We start from the raw sequence: 17,768 nt of genomic DNA, 5'->3' as shown, positions 1-17,768 counted from the left end.
TGATCAGTCCACCGTCACGTAGTCGGGACCGGAGTAGCGTCCGGTGGCCAGCTTCTGGCGCTGCATCAGCAGGTCGCTCAGCAGGCTGGAGGCGCCGAACCGGAACCAGTGGTTGTCGAGCCAGTCCTCGCCCACGGTCTCGTTCACGATCACGAGGAACTTGACGGCGTCCTTCGAGGTGCGGATGCCGCCGGCGGGCTTCACGCCGATCTGTACGCCGGTGGCCTCGCGGAAGTCGCGTACGGCCTCCAGCATCAGCAGGGTGTTCGCGGGGGTGGCGTTGACCCCCACCTTGCCGGTCGAGGTCTTGATGAAGTCGGCCCCGGCCAGCATGCCGATCCAGCTCGCGCGCCGGATGTTGTCGTACGTGGACAGCTCGCCGGTCTCGAAGATGACCTTGAGCCGGGCGGACCCCGAGGCCTCCTTGACCGCGCGGATCTCCTCGTAGACCTTCATGTACTTGCCGGCGAGGAAGGCGCCGCGATCGATGACCATGTCGATCTCGTCGGCCCCCGCGTCGACGGCCTCGCGGACGTCACCGAGCTTGACGTCGAGCGCGGCGCGGCCGGCCGGGAAGGCGGTGGCGACGGACGCGACCTTGACGCCCGAGCCCGCGACGGCGGCCTTCGCGGTGGCCACCATGTCCGGATAGACACAGACGGCGGCGGTGCGCGGGGCGGACCGGTCGGTCGGATCGGGGTGGACGGCCTTGGTGCCGAGCGCCCGGACCTTGCCCGGGGTGTCGGCGCCTTCCAGGGTCGTCAGGTCGATCATCGAGATGGCCAGGTCGATGGCGTACGCCTTCGCCGTGGTCTTGATGGAACGGGTCCCGAGCGCGGCGGCGCGGCCCTCCAGGCCCACCGCGTCGACGCCAGGCAGTCCCTGGAGGAATCGGCGCAGGGTGGCCTCGGAGGCGGTGGCGTCGGCCAGCGCGTGTCCCTCGGCGGGTGCGGGTGCAGTGGGCATGGTCACGAGGGGAGCATATCTACGCGCGTAGCGGCTGTATAGGGGGGCGTCCGGCGTCGGCTCTGTGTACGCGCACTCGGCGATGGTGTCCAGCCCCGGGGCTCTGCCCCGGACCCCGCTCCTCAATCGCCGGAGGGGCTTGACCGGCGGCTGGAAGGGCTTAGGGGGCGGGGCTTGGAAGGAGCGGCGTGGCGTCAGGCACAATCGGGGCTATGACCAGCAGCCCCGTCACGTCCCCGGACCGGATCTACCGGTCACCCGCCGGCATCGCGGGCGGTGTCGTGCTGCTCGCCCTCGGGGCCTGGCTCGGCACCGACGCTGTGATCAGCGGTACGGGCCGTACCCCGTGGCTGGCGCTCGCAGGCCTGCTCTTCGCGGTGCCGCTCGTCGTCGCGTTCACCATCCGTCCCGCCGTCTTCGGCAACGAGGACCGGCTGCGCGTACGCAACCCGTTCCGGGTCGTCACGCTTCCCTGGGCCGCCGTCGCGAGCTTCCGCTCCGGGTACTCCAACGAGGTGCTCGACGAGACGGGTACCAAGTACCAGCTCTGGTCCATCCCGGTCTCGCTGCGCGCCCGCCGCAAGGCCCAGCGCCCTGCGCGGACGCGGCCCGGCGCCCGCGGCCAGGAGGCCGTGGCGGCGCCCCCGGCCGAGCGGCGCGCCCCCGGCGACCACTCGATGGACGAGCTGCGCGAACTGTGCGAGACGCGGGCGCAGGCCAGCACGTCGCAGGGGAAGCCGACCGTCCGCTGGGCCTACGAGATCATCGTCCCGGCGGTGGCCGGAGCCGTCCTGCTCGTCGTCCTCGTCGCGCTGGGCTGAGGGCCCGCCCTCAAGGGGCGCTCGGCCACACCAGGATCATGTAGCCGCCGCAGTACGCCGCGCCGAGCACCGCGCCCGTCACCCCGAGCAGCAGGAACCGTCGTGACGCCCGCGCCATCACCAGGGCGAGCGGCAGCAGCAGCGGGAATCCGGGCGCGAGGAAGCGGGCCCGGGAGAAGTAGACGCCGCCGCTGCCCAGCACGATGGCCAGCAGTACCCCGGTGAAGATCAGCAGGGGCAGCGGCTGGCGGTCCCAGAGCGAGAACGCGAAGAGGACGACGGACGCGAGCAGCGTCGCCGTCACGATCACCAGGAAGAGCTCGGGCGTCGAGTCGTAGGCGAGGAGCGACCGGAAGCGGCGCAGGGTCTCGATGCCGCCGTCCAGCTCGTTGGCCCAGAGCCGCTGTACGGCGAAATAGCCGTCCCAGCGGCCGAGGCGCAGCCCGACCCAGCCCACGTATCCGAGCCAGCCCAGCGGGGCCAGCAGCGCGCCCGTGAGCACCCGCCACGAGAAGCGGCGGCGCAGCGTCGCCAGAGCGCACAGGCCGACCGCCGCGGCGAGCGCGATGCCGGTCGGCCGGGTCAGCCCGGAGAGCGCGGCCAGGGCGCCCGCCCACACCCACCGGCCGGTCAGCACCGCGTACAGGGACCACGCCACGAAGGCGGTGAACAGCGACTCGGTGTAGCCCATCCACTGGACGATGCCGACCGGGAAGCACGCCCAGAGGAACGTCAGCAGGACACCCACGCGGCGCCCGTGCAGCCGGTCGCCGACCGCGAAGATCCCCCACGCGGCGGGGAACGAGGAGAGGGCCGCCAGGATCAGCCCGACGGTCGCCCGCGAGCCCGGCGTCACGGCGGCCACCGCCTTCACCAGGTACGGGTGGAGCGGGAAGAAGGCGAGGTTGTTGGCGTCGCGCTTGGTGCCGAGCGTGTGCTCGTAGCCGTGGTCGGCGATGCCCAGGTACCACTTGGAGTCCCAGTCCGCGGCGAGCGCGGGCCAGATGCCGTGCCCCTCCTTGTGGGACCACACACCGAAGACGAGAAGCACGAACACGCGCACGGCCGCGTACGCGAACAGGGCCGGTGCCGCTCGCCGCAGGGAGCGGGCGACCCGGGTGCGCGCGCCGGCGGTCGCGGTCCCCGGAGCCGGATGGACACCGCGTGCCTCGGGGACGAGAAGGGCCTCGGTTGCGGCGGTCGGGGGCACGTCGGCGGCTCCTGCGGGGACGGGGACGACGGGGACGAGGCCGGGGGCCGGGGGCAACGTTCCCGTCGTCCCCGGCCCCCGGCCCTCCGCGTTCCGTCAACTGACCCGCAGAGACCACTCGTACGAGTGGCCGCCGAGGCCCGGCCGGAGCCCCGTCAGATACCCGCGGCCGCCGACAGGTCCCGCTTGATCGCGGCCAGCAGGCCGGACGCCGTGGCCCGTGCCGCGGGCAGCGCGGCCCGGTCGCTCACCGGTACCACGACCTCCAGGTAGCACTTCAGTTTGGGCTCCGTGCCGGACGGACGGACGATGACCCGCGCACCCTCCAGCGTGTACCGCAGGCCATCCGTAGGAGGCAGCCCGCCCGCGCCGGCCGAGAGGTCCTCGGCGCGGGTCACCGTGAGTCCGGCCAGGGCCGCCGGGGGCTGCTCGCGCAGGCGGCGCATGGCGGCAGCGATGACCGAGAGGTCCTCCACGCGCACGCTCAACTGGTCGGTGGCGTGCAGACCGTGGGCCAGCGCCAGGTCGTCGAGCGCGTCCAGGAGCGTACGGCCGCTCTCCTTGAGCTCACTCGCCAGCTCGGTCACGAGCAGCGCGGCCGTGATGCCGTCCTTGTCGCGCACGCCCTCGGGGTCGACGCAGTAGCCGAGCGCCTCCTCGTAGCCGTACCGCAGACCCTCCACGCGGGCGATCCACTTGAAGCCCGTCAGCGTCTCCTCGTACGGGAGGGACGCCGCCTCGGCGATCCGGCCGAGCAGCGACGAGGAGACGATCGACTCGGCGAACACCGTGGCGTCGCCGCTCACGCCCCGCTTCACGAGGTGCGCCGCGAGCAGCGCGCCCACCTCGTCGCCGCGCAGCATCCGCCAGCCGGACCCGTCCCGCACGGCGACGGCGCAGCGGTCCGCGTCCGGGTCGTTGGCGATGATCAGGTCCGGTGCCTCGGCCTGGGCGCCGGCCGTCGCGAAGGACAGGTCCATCGCGCCCGGCTCCTCCGGGTTCGGGAACGCGACCGTGGGGAAGTCCGGGTCGGGCTCGGCCTGTTCGGGCACGAGCACCGGCCCGGGGAAGCCCGCGCGCGCGAAGGCGGCGAGGAGGGTCTCCTTGCCGACGCCGTGCATCGCCGTGTAGACGGTGCGGGCCGTGCGCGGGGACCCGGTGGCCAGGACCGCGTCCGTACGCGCCAGATACGCCCGCAGGACCTCGTCGCCGAGCGTCTGCCAGCCGGACTCCGGGCGCGGTACGTCGTGCAGCGACGCCACCGCGTCGATCTCGGCGGCGATCTCCGCGTCGGCCGGCGGCACGATCTGCGAGCCGTCGCCGAGATACACCTTGTAACCGTTGTCCCGGGGCGGGTTGTGCGAGGCCGTGACCTCGACCCCCGCCACCGCGCCCAGATGCCGTATGGCGAAGGCGAGCACGGGCGTGGGCAGCGGGCGCGGCAGCACCGCCGCGCGCAGCCCCGCGCCCGTCATGACCGCCGCCGTGTCGCGGGCGAACTCCGCCGACTTGTGGCGCGCGTCGTACCCGACGACGACCACGCCGTCGGTCTGCCCCTTGGCCTTCAGGTACGCGGCGAGCCCGGCGGCCGCGCGGATGACCACCGCGCGATTCATCCGCGTCGGGCCCGCGCCCAGCTCGCCGCGCAGACCGGCCGTGCCGAACTGCAGCGTGCCCGCGAAGCGCTCGCCGAGCGCGTCGAGGTCCCCGCTGTCGATGAGCCCGGCCAGCTCCTCGCGGGTCTCCTCGTCGGGGTCCTCCGCAAGCCAGGTCTTCGCCAGGTCGAGCAGTTCGCTGCCTTGTACGGTCACGGTTCGCTTCCTTAGGACGACGGTCTTACGGGTACCCGGATGTGTGCCCGGACGGGTGCTCAGATCTTGGCGAGGACCTGGGTCAGCAGCTCGCCCATGCGCGCCGCGGAGTCCCGGCCGGCCTGGAGGACTTCCTCGTGGTTCAGCGGCTCGCCGGACAGGCCCGCGGCCAGGTTGGTGACCAGGGAGATGCCGAGCACCTCCACGCCCGCCTCACGGGCCGCGATGGCCTCCAGGACGGTGGACATGCCGACCAGGTCGGCGCCGAGGACGCCCGCCATCCGGACCTCGGCGGGGGTCTCGTAGTGCGGGCCGGGGAACTGGGCGTACACGCCCTCTTCCAGCGACGGGTCGATCTCCTGGCACAGCGTGCGCAGGCGCGGCGAGTACAGGTCGGTGAGGTCGACGAAGTTCGCGCCGACGATCGGCGACGTGGCCGTCAGATTGAGGTGGTCGGAGATGAGGACCGGCTGGCCGGGGCGCATGCCCTCGCGCAGACCCCCGCAGCCGTTCGTCAGCACGACCGTCTTGCAGCCCGCGGCTGCGGCGGTGCGCACGCCGTGCGCGACGGAGGCGACACCGCGGCCTTCGTAGTAGTGGGTACGGCCCAGGAAGACCAGGGCGCGCTTCTCCCCGACCTGGTACGAGCGGACCTTGCCGCCGTGCCCGGCCACGGCCGCGCCGGTGAACCCGGGCAGCTCGGTGAAGGGGAACTCGGCGGCCGGTGCGCCCAGTGCCTCGGCGGCCGGCGCCCAGCCGGAGCCCATCACGAGGGCGACGTCGTGGGTCTCGGCGCCGGTGAGCTCGCGCAGGCGCGCGGCGGCGGCGTCGGCGGCGGCGTAGGGATCGCCCTGGAGGTTGTCCGGAGTAGCAGATGCGTTCACGCGCTTGAGGGTAGCCGGTGCAGGCCTACGCGCGTAGATGACGGGCCTCACGGTATTGCGATCGTTGTCTTGTCGTTTCCGACGAACAGCTGATGACGAACCGCTGATGCTGAACAGCTGATGACGAATGGCTGATGGCGAACGGCCGAGGACGGCCCGCTGATCCGGGCGGGCGGCTAACAGGGCCGCTTGCGCATCTCCATCACGTAGTCGTGCGGGGCGCCGGCCGACTCGGCCGCGTCCGCGATCTCGCCCAGGTAGCGCGCCGAGGGGAGGCCGCCCTCGTACCCGTTCAGGACGTACAGCCAGGCCGGCTCCTCGCCCTCCAGGGTGTCCACGCGCACCCGCATCCGCCGGTAGATGTCGAGCCCGACGCCCTCCCAGCGGTCCATCGACTCCTCGTCCATGGGGGCGACGTCGTACAGCGCGACGAAGACCTGCGAGCGGGGTGCCTCCACGATCGTGGCCAGCGCACCCTCCCAGCCCATGTGTTCGCCCCCGAACGTCAGCCGCCATCCGGTGAGCCAGCCCGTCGCGCGCAGCGGCGAGTGGGGGGCGCGGCGCGTCATGAGCCGCGGGTCGAGATTGCCGGCGTACGCGGCGTAGAGCGACATGGGTCCGAGGGTACGGCAGTTGTCTCGCGCGCTCCGAGCGAAGTGGATGTCACCCCGCCAGGGCGTCCTCTTGAACGGTGCGGGACAATGGCGTACGTGACTCGGATCGTGATCATCGGTGGCGGACCTGGCGGATACGAAGCGGCCCTGGTGGCCGCCTCGCTCGGCGCGGAGGTGACCGTCGTCGATTGCGACGGTCTGGGCGGTGCGTCGGTGCTGACCGACTGCGTGCCGTCGAAGACCCTGATCGCCACGGCCGAGGTGATGACGACCTTCGACTCCTCGTACGAAGAGCTGGGGATCATCGTCGAGGACGACACGCCGGACCCGGACAGCCCGGCCCGCGTCGTCGGCGTCGACCTCGGCAAGGTCAACCGCCGCGTCAAGCGGCTCGCGCTCGCCCAGTCGCACGACATCACCGCCTCCGTCACCCGTGCGGGTGCCCGGGTGCTGCGGGGCCGCGGCCGGCTCGAGGGCCAGCAGGACCTGGACGGCTCCCGCAAGGTGATCGTCACGGCCGCCGACGGCACCGAGGAGACCCTCAACGCCGACGCCGTGCTCATCGCCACCGGCGGCCACCCGCGCGAGGTGCCCGACGCGCTGCCGGACGGGGAGCGGATCTTCAACTGGACGCAGGTCTACGACCTGGAGGAGCTGCCGGAAGAGCTGATCGTGGTCGGCTCCGGTGTCACCGGCGCCGAGTTCGCCGGCGCCTACCAGGCGCTCGGCTCCCGCGTCACCCTCGTCTCCTCCCGCGACCGCGTGCTGCCGGGCGAGGACCCGGACGCCGCCGCCGTCCTGGAGGACGTGTTCCGCCGCCGCGGCATGAACGTCATGGCCCGCTCCCGCGCCGCCTCCGCCAAGCGCGTGGGCGACCGCGTCGAGGTCACCCTGGCCGACGGCCGGGTCATCTCCGGCACGCACTGTCTGATGGCGGTCGGCGCCATCCCGAACAGCAGCGGGATGGGCCTGGAGGACGCCGGGGTCAAGCTCAAGGAGTCGGGCCACATCTGGACCGACAAGGTCTCGCGCACGACCGCTCCCGGTGTGTACGCGGCCGGGGACGTCACCGGCATCTTCGCCCTGGCGTCGGTGGCGGCCATGCAGGGCCGCATCGCCATGTACCACTTCCTCGGCGACGCCGTGACGCCGCTGAACCTCAAGACGGTCTCCTCGAACGTCTTCACGGACCCCGAGATCGCGACTGTCGGTTACTCGCAGGCCGATGTCGACTCCGGAAAGATCGACGCACGTGTCGTGAAGTTGCCGTTGCTGCGCAACCCGCGCGCGAAGATGCAGGGAATCAGGGACGGCTTCGTCAAGATCTTCTGTCGTCCGGGCACCGGGATCGTGGTGGGCGGTGTGGTCGTGGCGCCCCGCGCTTCGGAACTGATCCACCCCATCTCGATCGCGGTCGACAACAACCTGACGGTCGAACAGATCGCGAACGCGTTCACCGTGTACCCCTCCCTTTCAGGATCGATCGCCGAGGTGGCGCGGCAATTGCACACGCGGAAGGTCGCCGAGGAGGGCTGAACCCCCTCACCGGCGGGGATCAATTGGCCCTGAGTAACGGTGAGTTGCGGCCCGTGCGGTTGGCATAGGCGCGATGGATAGGCGTCCCGGTCGTGCCTATACCACTCCCTGGGCAGTTGTGCGAACAGAACCTGTAATTCGGCGCAAACAGCTGAAAGCAGACGGTCGTTGGGGTTACTGTCAGTTTCGTGTTCGCTGCAGAACGTCGTCAATTGATCCTCGAAATGGTGCGGGCCAATGGAGCGGTATCGCTCCGGGAGCTCGCCCGCGTCGTCCAGACCTCTGAAGTGACCGTACGGCGGGACGTGCGCGCACTGGAGGCAGAAGGACTCCTCGACCGCCGACACGGCGGTGCGGTATTGCCGGGCGGATTCACGCGGGAGTCCGGCTTTCCGCAGAAATCACATCTCGCGACCGCAGAGAAGACGGCCATCGCCGATCTCGCCGCGGGTCTCGTCGAAGAAGGCGAAGCCATCGTGGTGGGCGCGGGGACGACCACGCAGGAGCTGGCCCGCCGGCTCGCGCGTGTGCCGGGACTGACCGTCGTCACCAATTCCCTTCTGGTGGCCCAGGCGCTGGCGCATGCCAATCGCGTCGAGGTCGTCATGACCGGTGGCACTCTGCGAGGTTCCAACTACGCGCTGGTGGGCAGCGGGGCGGAGCAGTCCCTCCAGGGGCTCAGAGTCTCCCGGGCCTTCCTGAGCGGCAGCGGCCTGACGGCCGAGCGCGGGCTCTCCACCTCCAACATGCTCTCGGCATCGGTGGACCGGGCTCTCGTACAGGCCGCCGCGGAGGTCGTCGTGCTCGCCGATCACTCCAAGCTCGGCACCGACACGATGTTCCAGACGGTGCCGACGGATGTGATCACGCGGCTGGTGACCGACGAGCCGCCCGCGCACGACGACCGGGCCGCCACGGAGCTCCAGGCGCTGGCCGACCAGGGTGTGCAGATCGCTGTCGCCGGGGCGGGTCCGGCGTCGGCCGGGGGCGGTGATCCCGTCCCGGCGCGGCAGTCGCGCCGGGATGTCCCGCTGCCGGGTCAGCGCCGGCAACAAATCCCGGGCGGGGGACATCCGTTGAGGAGCGCGGCCGCGTTGGACGCGGGCCCCGAAAGGTCGGCCCGGGTCGCGGATCTGCGGCGGCGCTGAATTCGGTCGCCGGTTTTCAAACCCCTTGGGGTCCCCCCGGGACGGAGTCCGGGGGAAATTGAGGAGCGGGGTCCGGGGCGGAGCCCCGGGGCCTCGCGCCGTTGCCGGTTGCGCATTCGTCGGCGGGTACCGCGCCGTCGTGGCTGCTCGCGCAGTTCCCCGCGCCCCTTACGGGGCCGTAATGCCCCGGAGCGTCAATCGCAGCAGGCGGTCGGCGAGATCCGGGTCGGACGGGGTCTCCTCAGCGGCCAGCGCGATCGCGTTGGTGAGCTGAAGCAGGTCCGTGATGGACACGTCCTGGCGTACCGCTCCGCTCTGCTGGGCGCGAAGGAGCAGCGCCAGCCCCGCTTCCCGCATCGGCGTACTGCACCGCGCGAGCGCCGAACTCGCGTCCTGGGAAGCCGACATGAGGGCCCGGGAGAGGCCCCGGTACTCGCTCGCGTGCCTGATGATCTCGCGCAGCCATGTCACGAGTGCCGAGCACGGCTGTGGGGCGTCGAGCAGCGCCCGGGAGCGGGCGAGCAGATCGTTCACCGCCTCCTCGAAGACGGCGCTCACCAGCGCGTACCGGTTCGGGAAGTGCCGGTACAGCGTGCCGATGCCGACCCCGGCGCCGCGCGCCACGTCCTCCAGGGACGCCCCCGTGCCGTGCTCGGCGAAGGCCGTGCGGGCCTGGGCGAGCAGCCGGTCGTAGTTGCGGCGCGCGTCCGCTCGCATCGGGCGGGCGCGCTCGTACTCGGTGCCGGACGTCATCGGGCCTCCCTGGGCGTGCGCGGGGCTTTCAAGGATGCCTGATCGGCCCTTCGCCCCGACGGGCGGGACGGGTGGGGAACGCCGAAGCGCCCGCCGGACCGGGTTCGGTCCGAGGGGCGCTCCGTACGGGGTGGGTGGTGCGTCAGTCCTTGATGTCGCAGATGGCGGCACCGGACGTGAGGGACGCGCCGATCTCGGCGGACAGGCCCTTGATGGTGCCGGACTTGTGCGCGTTCAGGGGCTGTTCCATCTTCATCGCCTCCAGGACGACGATCAGGTCGCCCTCCTGGACCTCCTGGCCCTCCTCGACGGCGACCTTGACGATGGTGCCCTGCATCGGGGAGGCGAGGGTGTCACCGGAGGCGGCGGGCCCCGACTTCTTGGCCGCGCGGCGCTTGGGCTTGGCGCCCGCCGCGAGGCCGGTGCGCGCGAGCGACATGCCGAGCGAGGACGGGAGGGAGACCTCCAGGCGCTTGCCGCCGACCTCGACGACGATCGTCTCGCGGTCGCCGTCCTCCTCGTCGGCGTCCGCGCCACCCGGCGCGAACGGCGGGATGTCGTTGACGAACTCGGTCTCGATCCACCGCGTGAAGATCGTGAACGGAGCGTCGGAGCCCGTCAGTTCGGGCGCGAACGCCGGGTCGACGACCACCTTGCGGTGGAACGGGATGGCCGTGGCCATGCCCTCGACCTCGAACTCGGCCAGCGCGCGGGCGGCCCGCTCCAGGGCCTCCTTGCGGGTGCGGCCCGTGACGATCAGCTTGGCGAGCAGCGAGTCCCAGGCCGGGCCGATGACCGAGCCGGACTCGACGCCCGCGTCCAGACGCACGCCCGGTCCCGACGGACCGTCGAAGGTCGTCACGGTGCCGGGTGCGGGCAGGAAGCCGCGGCCCGGGTCCTCGCCGTTGATCCGGAACTCGAAGGAGTGGCCGCGCAACTGCGGGTCCCCGTAGCCGAGTTCCTCGCCGTCGGCGATCCGGAACATCTCGCGGACCAGGTCGATGCCGGCGACCTCTTCGGTGACCGGGTGCTCGACCTGCAGACGGGTGTTGACCTCCAGGAAGGAGATCGTGCCGTCCGCGCCGACCAGGAACTCCACGGTGCCCGCGCCGACGTAGCCGGCCTCCTTCAGGATCGCCTTGGAGGAGCTGTACAGCTCCTCCAGCTGGGCGTCCGACAGGAACGGGGCCGGGGCCTCCTCCACCAGCTTCTGGTGGCGGCGCTGCAGCGAGCAGTCACGGGTGGACACGACCACCACGTTGCCGTGGGAGTCGGCCAGGCACTGGGTCTCCACGTGCCGCGGCTTGTCCAGGTAGCGCTCCACGAAGCACTCGCCGCGCCCGAAGGCGGCGACCGCCTCGCGTACCGCCGAGTCGTACAGCTCCGGCACCTCGTCGAGGGTGCGGGCGACCTTCAGGCCGCGACCGCCGCCACCGAAGGCGGCCTTGATCGCGATCGGCAGGCCGTGCTCCTCGGCGAAGGCCACGACCTCGTCCGCGCCCGACACCGGGTCCGGCGTACCGGCGACCAGCGGGGCGCCCGCGCGCTGCGCGATGTGCCGGGCGGCGACCTTGTCGCCCAGGTCACGGATGGCCTGCGGCGGCGGGCCGATCCAGATCAGGTCCGCGTCCAGCACGGCCTGCGCGAACTCCGCGTTCTCCGACAGGAATCCGTAGCCGGGGTGGATCGCGTCCGCCCCCGAGTCCTTGGCCGCCTGGAGCACCTTGCCGATGTCCAGGTAGCTGGTGGCCGGGGTGTCACCACCCAGCGCGAAGGCCTCGTCGGCCGCGCGGACATGCAGAGCGTCCCGGTCCGGATCGGCATAAACGGCAACGCTTGCGATCCCTGCGTCCCGGCACGCCCGGGCCACGCGGACAGCGATTTCGCCACGGTTGGCGATGAGCACCTTGCGCACGATGGCTCCCTCCTTGAAACAAGCCGAGTTTAGGGACTGCCGACACGGGCTTACGACCCGTCCCCGATGGTGAGCTTGCCCACACGGAGTGTGACTCGAGGCCCGCTCGGTCCGTGAAATCCCTTGTCTCGCCTGGCTGTGCGGGATCCCTCGGGGCAACCCTAGCCCGGCGATGTGGTCAAGGTCTCTGTGAGACCGTGCTGCGGCCGGTCGGCATTCTTTGTGGAGTCCCTACGAATGGCCCAACGATTCTTTGCCATGGCCGGACCCCTTGTCCCTGGGTTTACCCGTTAGTAGCGTTCGCGATGTCTCGGACGTACTAGGGGTAACAGCCGTGTTCGGCGGCGTAGTCGAAAGTGGGTGGACCGGTGGCACGCAGACCGGTGGCGTGGGTGGCGGCGATCGTGTTGCTCGCGGAAGCGCTCGGGATCGTGTTCCTGAACTGGTTCCTGGGGCTGGTCGTCGACCGGCAGGACATGTCGCTCGCCGGCCTCGACCCGCGGGCGATGTCCGTGGGCGCCTGGGTCGCGGGCGGGGTGTTCGGGATCTACCTGGTGCTGTGCGCGTTCGTGACGGCACGGGCGGCGGCCACCGACCGGTCGCCGGGCACCGTCGGGCGGATCCTGCTGATCAGCGCGGCCGTCGTGCACGGCCTGCTCGGCGCGTTCTCCATCGGCCTGGTGGGCTGGTTCGCCTTCGTGGCGATGATGGTCGTGCTCGCGCTGATCGTGCTCACCCTCGTCGCCTACGACCGCAGGGACCAGGCCGGCGCCGCGGGCGCGGCCGCCCCGCCCGCTAGCTCACCGGAGCCCACAACTCCGTGATGCCGATGCCCAGTTGGGCGAGGAGGCGGCGGAGCAGGGGCAGCGAGAGACCGATCACGTTTCCGTGGTCGCCGTCGATGCCGTCGATGAACGGGGCCGAGCGGCCGTCGAGCGTGAACGCGCCCGCCACGTAGAGGGGTTCGCCGGTCGCCACGTACGCGGCGACCTCCTCGTCGCTCGGCTCGCCGAACCGGACGACCGTGGAGGCGGTCCCGGAGGCGTACGTGCCCGTCACGGTGTCGTACACGCAGTGGCCGGTCTGCAGGGTGCCCGCGCGGCCGCGCATCGCCTTCCAGCGGGCCGTGGCCTCCTCCGCGTCGGCGGGCTTGCCGAGCGCCTCGCCGTCCAGGTCGAGCACCGAGTCGCAGCCGACGACGAGCGCGCCGGCCGCCTCGGGCCGCGCGGCCACGACGGACGCCTTCGCCTCGGCGAGGGCGAGGGCCAGCTCGGCGGGTGTGGGGGCCGTCACGGCGTCCTCGTCGACCCCGCTGACGATCACCTCCGGCGCGAAGCCGGCCTGCCGCAGCAGGCCCAGGCGGGCGGGGGACTGGGAGGCGAGGATGAGGCGGCGCGCGGCTGTCATACGGGCCAGCGTAGGCGAACCGGCATCCCCTACAGAACGCCGAGACCCAGCACCACCATGGCCACGAACATGGCGAGCGCCACCACGAGACCCGCGCGGCGCAGCATCTCCTGCGTCTCGCGGAGCTCCTTCGGGGGCTCGTTCTCGGGATCCGACCACAGCACACTTCGATACTGCGGCGCACCCGCGTGAAGCGCCTGAGTACGCGTACTCAGGCGCTTCACGCACGGGGACTAGCCGGGCCAGTACGTGCGGGACCAGCTCGTCGGGCCCGGGGCCGGCAGCCGGCGCCGGGCGATGCGGGAGGGGTCGGCCCACGCGTCCCGCTCCGCCGCGGCGGCCGGGGCATCGGACACCGCCGCGGCGCGGGCCTGGACCACCGCCAGTGCGGCGGCCAGCTCCTCGGGGGTCGGATTTCCCCGTACGACCTTGATCATCACGATCCGGGCTCCTCGCGGGGTAGGGCTTACAGGGGGATGTTGCCGTGCTTCTTCGGGGGCAGCGACTCGCGCTTCGTGCGCAGCTGACGCAGACCCTTGACGATGTGCGCCCGGGTGTCGGACGGCAGCACCACGGCGTCGATGTAACCGCGCTCGGCCGCCGTGTAGGGGTTGAGGAGAGCGTCCTCGTACTCCTGGATCAACCGGGCACGCGTCGCCTCTACGTCGTCGGCGGCAGCCAGCGTCTTGCGGTGCAGGATGTTCACCGCGCCCTGCGCGCCCATGACCGCGATCTGCGCGGTGGGCCACGCCAGGTTGAGGTCCGCGCCCAGGTGCTTGGAGCCCATGACGTCGTAGGCGCCGCCGAACGCCTTGCGGGTGATGATGGTGATCAGCGGCACCGTCGCCTCGGCGTACGCGTAGATCAGCTTGGCGCCGCGCCGGATGATGCCGGTGTGCTCCTGCTCGACGCCCGGCAGGAAGCCCGGGACGTCCACGAAGGTCAGCACGGGGACGTTGAAGGCGTCGCAGGTCCGCACGAAGCGGGCGGCCTTCTCGCTCGCGTCGATGTCGAGGCAGCCGGCGAACTGCATCGGCTGGTTGGCGACGATGCCCACCGGGTGGCCCTCGACGCGGCCGAAGCCGGTGAGGATGTTCGGCGCGAACAGCGACTGCGTCTCGAAGAACTCGGCGTCGTCCAGGACGTGTTCGATCGCCGTGTGCATGTCGTACGGCTGGTTGGCGCTGTCCGGGATGAGGGTGTCGAGCTCGCGGTCCTCGTCCGTCTGCGCCAGGTCCGCCTCCTCGGGGAAGGCGGGCGGCTCGCTCAGGTTGTTCGACGGCAGGTACGACAGCAGCGACTTGACGTACTCGATCGCGTCCTTCTCGTCGCCCGCCATGTGGTGCGCGACACCGGACTGCGCGTTGTGCGTGCGCGCGCCGCCCAGGTCCTCGAAGCCGACGTCCTCGCCGGTGACCGTCTTGATGACGTCGGGCCCGGTGATGAACATGTGGCTGGTCTGGTCGACCATCACCGTGAAGTCGGTGATCGCGGGGGAGTAGACCGCGCCGCCCGCGCACGGGCCGACGACCAGCGAGATCTGCGGGATGACACCGGACGCGTGCGTGTTGCGGCGGAAGATCTCGCCGTACATGCCGAGGGCCATGACGCCCTCCTGGATGCGGGCGCCGCCCGAGTCGTTGATGCCGACGACCGGACAGCCCGTCTTGAGGGCGAAGTCCATCACCTTCATGATCTTCTGGCCGTAGACCTCGCCGAGCGCGCCGCCGAAGACGGTGAAGTCCTGCGAGAAGACCGCCACCGGGCGGCCGTCCACGGTCCCGTACCCGGTCACCACGCCGTCGCCGTACGGCTTGTTGGCGTCCAGGCCGAAATCGGTGGAGCGGTGCCGCGCGAACTCGTCCAGCTCCACGAACGAGTCGTCGTCGAGCAGCAGCCCGATCCGCTCACGCGCCGTCAACTTGCCCTTGGCGTGCTGCTTTTCGACGGCGCGCGCGGAGCCCGCGTGCGTCGCCTCGTCGATCCGGCGCCGCAGATCCTCGATCTTGCCTGCGGTGGTGTGGATGTCGGCACTCGAAGACTGCTGAGCCTGCTGAGTCTTCTGGGGATCTTCCAACTCGGACATCGGGATGCGGCTCCCTGCCTGATTCGACGCTGCTCACGGGGGATGGTGTACGGGGAAAATAAGTGGGGCTACTGACTCGTAGGGTAGTGGCGCGAATACCGTTCGGCAGTGCGGCGTTTGCCACACCTAGGCTGGGTTGCATGACGCCGCGAGATGGTTCAGACGCGCACGACAGCCGTTGGTCCGACCTGGACCGGCCGCCCCTGGGAGCGGCCGGGCTGCGCCGCTCCCTCGTCCGGGGCGATGGACTCTGGTCGTCCGTGGAGGTGGTGCCCCGTACGGGGTCGACCAACACGGACCTGGTGGAGCGGGCCGTGGCCGGCTCCGCGCAGGAAGGCGCCGTACTCGTCGCCGAGGAGCAGAGCGCGGCCCGCGGGCGCCTGGACCGCCGCTGGTCGGCTCCGCCGCGCTCGGGCCTCTTCTTCTCCGTCCTGGTCAGGCCCGGCGAGCACGAGGTGCCGGTGGAGCGCTGGGGCTGGCTGCCACTGCTCACCGGGGTCGCCGTCGCCACCGCCCTGTCCGCCACGGCCGGCGTCGACACGGCGCTGAAGTGGCCCAACGACCTGCTCGTCACCGTCGACGGCGAGGAGCGCAAGGCCGCGGGGATCCTCGCCGAGCGGGCCGGACCGGACGGCATCGTCATCGGCATCGGCCTCAACGTCTCGCTCCGCGCCGACGAGTTGCCCGTCCCCACGGCCGGTTCGCTCGCCCTCGCCGGGGCGAAGGTGCTGGACCGGGAGCCCTTGCTGCGGGCCGTGCTCAGGTCCTTCGAGCGCTGGTATCTGGAGTGGTGCGCGGCCGAGGGCGATCCCGGGCTGTCCCGGCTGCAGGACGCCTATGCGGCGGGCTGCGCGACGCTCGGCCGCTCGGTGCGGGCGGTTCTGCCGGGGGACCGGGATCTGGTGGGGGAGGCGGTTGCCGTGGACGGGGACGGGCGGCTGGTGATCCTGCCCGCCGACGGGGAGCGGGAGGCTGTCGGGGCCGGCGACATCGTTCATTTGCGCCCCGCGTAGGGCTGGGCGCCGCCACCGTCTGCCGGGAGCGGTCTCGTCGCGGGCCGCGGCCCGGCGGGGGCTGGTCGCGCGGTTCCCCGCGCCCCTGAGCGTCTGCCGGGTTCCGGTTGGTTTGTGGCCGCGGGCCGGTGGGGACTTCGCGCGCAGTTCCCCGCGCACCCCTGGGGCACGCGGCTCCGTCGCCGCCCCAGAGGGCCCGAGATGGCGTACGAAGTGCGCGGGGCTGTATCGATGTGCGGCTCCGCCGCGTGGGCGCGACCAGCCACGAAGGCGGCGCATCCGCTCACGCCACACAAGGTGGCACCCCGGACGGCGTCCGATCCCCGGGTGTCGATGTCGAGCGGCGACCACGCAACACACGCCCCGAGCGGAGTGACGTGGCGCACAGGTGGCTGCCGTAGAGTTGAGCCCGGTCGATACCTGACCGTGGCAGATCGGAAGGGCAGCAGGCGTGACCGTCGACGACTCGGGCTCCGGCACGGGCACCCCACCCGACCCCGAGAAGCCGGAGGGGGAAGGGGACGAGCAGGACGCGGCGGACCCCCTCGCGCTCCGGCTCGAACAGCTGATTCTCGGGGCCGAGCGCCGTTACACCCCGTTCCAGGCGGCCCGCAGCGCGGGCGTCTCCATGGAGCTGGCCTCCCGGTTCTGGCGGGCCATGGGCTTCGCCGACATCGGGCAGGCCAGGGCGCTGACGGAGGCCGACGTGCTGGCGCTGCGGCGCCTCGCGGGTCTCGTCGAGGCCGGGCTGCTGAGCGAGGCGATGGCCGTGCAGGTCGCCCGCTCCACCGGGCAGACCACCGCCCGCCTCGCCGAGTGGCAGATCGATTCGTTCCTGGAGGGTCTGACCGAGCCGCCGGAGCCCGGCATGACCCGTACCGAGGTCACGTATCCGCTGATAGAGCTGCTCCTGCCCGAGCTGGAGGAGTTCCTCGTCTATGTGTGGCGGCGGCAGCTCGCGGCGGCCACCGGGCGCGTCGTGCAGGCCGGTGACGACGAGGAGATGGTGGACCGGCGGCTCGCGGTCGGGTTCGCGGACCTGGTCGGGTTCACGCGGCTGACCCGGCGTATGGAGGAGGAGGAACTCGGCGAGCTCGTCGAGGCCTTCGAGACCACGGCGGCCGATCTGGTCGCGGCGCACGGCGGCCGGCTCATCAAGACGCTCGGCGACGAGGTGCTGTTCGCCGCCGACGACGCGGGCACGGCCGGGGAGATCGCGCTGCGGCTCATCGAGACGATGAGCAACGACGAGACGATGCCGGAGCTGCGCGTCGGCATGGCCTTCGGAACGGTCACGACGCGCATGGGCGACGTGTTCGGTACGACCGTGAATCTGGCCAGCAGGCTCACGTCGATAGCGCCGAAGGACAACGTGCTGGTGGACGGCGCGTTCGCCGAGGAGCTGATCCGCACCACCGAGGCGCCCGCCTCCGAGGCGGAGGCGGCGGCCGCCGCAGAGAAGGCCGAGGAGCAGGGCGAGGAACCCCCCTCGTACCGGTTCGCGCTGCAGCCGATGTGGCAGCGGCCGGTGCGCGGTCTCGGCGTCGTGGAGCCCTGGACGCTGACCCGGCGCACCTGACACCCTTCCGGTTAACTGACGTTAA

At 71.6% G+C, this 17,768-nt stretch carries 17 protein-coding genes; 6 read left to right on the top strand and 11 right to left on the bottom strand.

What is annotated here, in order from left to right; translation table 11 throughout:
* Positions 1-3: 3 nt before the first annotated feature.
* A complete protein-coding gene (deoC, locus tag AB0J02_RS29390; protein ID WP_363196922.1) occupies positions 4-966 on the bottom strand; it encodes a deoxyribose-phosphate aldolase in 963 nt (320 codons plus the stop codon).
* Between the two features lie 212 nt (positions 967-1,178).
* On the opposite strand from deoC, the gene AB0J02_RS29385 reads away from it, so the two are divergent.
* A complete protein-coding gene (locus tag AB0J02_RS29385; protein ID WP_363196817.1) occupies positions 1,179-1,787 on the top strand; it encodes a PH domain-containing protein in 609 nt (202 codons plus the stop codon).
* A 10-nt stretch (positions 1,788-1,797) separates the two neighbouring features.
* Here the strand turns inward: AB0J02_RS29385 and AB0J02_RS29380 are convergent, their stop codons facing one another.
* From AB0J02_RS29380 to AB0J02_RS29365, 4 genes are all read right to left on the bottom strand, one after another.
* Positions 1,798-2,997 carry a glycosyltransferase family 39 protein gene (locus AB0J02_RS29380; protein WP_363196816.1) on the bottom strand — a complete coding sequence of 400 codons (1,200 nt, stop codon included), beginning with the start codon at positions 2,995-2,997 and terminating at the stop codon, positions 1,798-1,800.
* Between the two features lie 155 nt (positions 2,998-3,152).
* Positions 3,153-4,808, bottom strand: coding sequence for a phospho-sugar mutase (locus AB0J02_RS29375; protein ID WP_363196815.1), 1,656 nt, complete (start codon positions 4,806-4,808; stop codon positions 3,153-3,155).
* A gap of 59 nt (positions 4,809-4,867) precedes the next feature.
* Complete coding sequence (locus AB0J02_RS29370) at positions 4,868-5,692, bottom strand: purine-nucleoside phosphorylase (RefSeq protein WP_363196814.1); 825 nt, start codon at positions 5,690-5,692, stop codon at positions 4,868-4,870.
* Positions 5,693-5,868: 176 nt separating this feature from the next.
* Entirely contained in the window at positions 5,869-6,306 is a 438-nt protein-coding gene (locus tag AB0J02_RS29365; RefSeq protein WP_363196813.1) for a gamma-glutamylcyclotransferase, read from the bottom strand.
* Positions 6,307-6,393: 87 nt separating this feature from the next.
* Here AB0J02_RS29365 and AB0J02_RS29360 point away from each other — a divergent pair, with 87 nt between their 5' ends.
* Both AB0J02_RS29360 and AB0J02_RS29355 read left to right on the top strand, forming a co-directional pair.
* Positions 6,394-7,842 carry an NAD(P)H-quinone dehydrogenase gene (locus AB0J02_RS29360; protein WP_363196812.1) on the top strand — a complete coding sequence of 483 codons (1,449 nt, stop codon included), beginning with the start codon at positions 6,394-6,396 and terminating at the stop codon, positions 7,840-7,842.
* A gap of 188 nt (positions 7,843-8,030) precedes the next feature.
* Positions 8,031-8,990 (top strand): DeoR/GlpR family DNA-binding transcription regulator, encoded by a 960-nt coding sequence (locus AB0J02_RS29355; protein ID WP_363196811.1) that lies wholly within the window; start codon positions 8,031-8,033, stop codon positions 8,988-8,990.
* Between the two features lie 168 nt (positions 8,991-9,158).
* Here the strand turns inward: AB0J02_RS29355 and AB0J02_RS29350 are convergent, their stop codons facing one another.
* Entirely contained in the window at positions 9,159-9,743 is a 585-nt protein-coding gene (locus AB0J02_RS29350; protein ID WP_363196810.1) for a helix-turn-helix domain-containing protein, read from the bottom strand.
* Positions 9,744-9,885: 142 nt separating this feature from the next.
* The gene (locus AB0J02_RS29345) at positions 9,886-11,658 is read right to left on the bottom strand and encodes a biotin carboxylase N-terminal domain-containing protein (RefSeq protein WP_363196809.1); all 1,773 of its coding nucleotides are present in this window, start codon (positions 11,656-11,658) and stop codon (positions 9,886-9,888) included.
* 368 nt (positions 11,659-12,026) lie between these two features.
* Between AB0J02_RS29345 and AB0J02_RS29340 the strand changes: the two genes are divergently transcribed.
* Positions 12,027-12,482, top strand: coding sequence for a hypothetical protein (locus AB0J02_RS29340; RefSeq protein ID WP_363196808.1), 456 nt, complete (start codon positions 12,027-12,029; stop codon positions 12,480-12,482).
* Here AB0J02_RS29340 and AB0J02_RS29335 read toward each other — a convergent pair.
* The 4 genes from AB0J02_RS29335 to AB0J02_RS29320 all read right to left on the bottom strand — a co-directional run bounded on the left by AB0J02_RS29335 (position 12,454) and on the right by AB0J02_RS29320 (position 15,151).
* Entirely contained in the window at positions 12,454-13,065 is a 612-nt protein-coding gene (locus tag AB0J02_RS29335; RefSeq protein ID WP_363196807.1) for a nucleoside triphosphate pyrophosphatase, read from the bottom strand. The genes AB0J02_RS29340 and AB0J02_RS29335 overlap by 29 nt on opposite strands.
* A 29-nt stretch (positions 13,066-13,094) precedes the next feature.
* The gene (locus AB0J02_RS29330; RefSeq protein ID WP_363196806.1) at positions 13,095-13,229 is read right to left on the bottom strand and encodes a hypothetical protein; all 135 of its coding nucleotides are present in this window, start codon (positions 13,227-13,229) and stop codon (positions 13,095-13,097) included.
* Positions 13,230-13,298: 69 nt separating this feature from the next.
* Positions 13,299-13,505: an acyl-CoA carboxylase epsilon subunit gene (locus AB0J02_RS29325; protein ID WP_363196805.1), complete on the bottom strand. Its 207-nt coding sequence runs from the start codon at positions 13,503-13,505 to the stop codon at positions 13,299-13,301.
* A gap of 26 nt (positions 13,506-13,531) precedes the next feature.
* Positions 13,532-15,151, bottom strand: a complete 1,620-nt coding sequence (locus AB0J02_RS29320) for an acyl-CoA carboxylase subunit beta (protein WP_363196804.1) — start codon at positions 15,149-15,151, stop codon at positions 13,532-13,534.
* 140 nt (positions 15,152-15,291) lie between these two features.
* On the opposite strand from AB0J02_RS29320, the gene AB0J02_RS29315 reads away from it, so the two are divergent.
* Both AB0J02_RS29315 and AB0J02_RS29310 read left to right on the top strand, forming a co-directional pair.
* Positions 15,292-16,164, top strand: a complete 873-nt coding sequence (locus tag AB0J02_RS29315; RefSeq protein WP_363196803.1) for a biotin--[acetyl-CoA-carboxylase] ligase — start codon at positions 15,292-15,294, stop codon at positions 16,162-16,164.
* Between the two features lie 451 nt (positions 16,165-16,615).
* A complete protein-coding gene (locus AB0J02_RS29310) occupies positions 16,616-17,743 on the top strand; it encodes an adenylate/guanylate cyclase domain-containing protein (RefSeq protein WP_363196802.1) in 1,128 nt (375 codons plus the stop codon).
* Positions 17,744-17,768 lie beyond the last annotated feature (25 nt).

Source organism: Streptomyces sp. NPDC050264 (assembly GCF_040655895.1).
Taxonomy (GTDB): domain Bacteria; phylum Actinomycetota; class Actinomycetes; order Streptomycetales; family Streptomycetaceae; genus Streptomyces.
Note: the sequence above shows the minus strand (reverse complement) of the source record. Positions and strands in the feature narration are given on the sequence as shown.